The organism is Mesorhizobium sp. WSM4820, from assembly GCF_055811075.1.
The window spans coordinates 1-519 of the sequence record NZ_JBVVQN010000086.1; the positions used below are offsets into that span (position 1 = coordinate 1).

At 56.3% G+C, this 519-nt stretch carries 1 protein-coding gene; it reads left to right on the forward strand.

The genetic code is table 11. From position 1 onward, the window contains the following. A partial coding sequence (locus tag AC0L2R_RS33830; protein WP_473514121.1) for a hypothetical protein occupies positions 1–182 on the forward strand: 182 nt, incomplete at its 5' end. Positions 183–519: the final 337 nt, after the last annotated feature.

Sequence of the window (519 nt, forward strand, 5' to 3'; positions counted from 1 at the left end):
CGGTTACGGTGAAGCGGCCGATCCTGATTTGTGCTGAGGGGACGAGCGCTTTGGGATCGGCAGTCCGCGCTTTCGCGGTATTCACGCTGGCGGCCAAAGCGGACCCTAGTGCAACTGGGATCGCGGGGATTGCGAAGGCAAAGGCTCTGCGCGAAAGATTTGTCATGAGTTTCTCCTGCTGAACGAAAGTTCTCTTCGGCACTGGGTATCGGGGTTGATTTTGGCGTGCGGGCGCATCAACACGGCGCTTATGCTCTCCAGGCGTGCTGGACAGACAGACTTTCACCGGCGTGTCGTCGGTGGCCGCCCATAGATGTCCAATCCCTGTCTGGGTTCTTGAGCAGAAGATCTGGCTGCTCGCAGCACAAAGTCGGGCTTTCGGTCATGTCCCATCACCTTGTGTCGTACCAGTTAAAATAAATGTCAGGCCCGCATCTCGGATGCTCATACTTGCGCCATACCGCCGTCGACAAAGAATTCGACGCCATTTACAAAGCTGCTTTCTTCCGACGCCAAGAA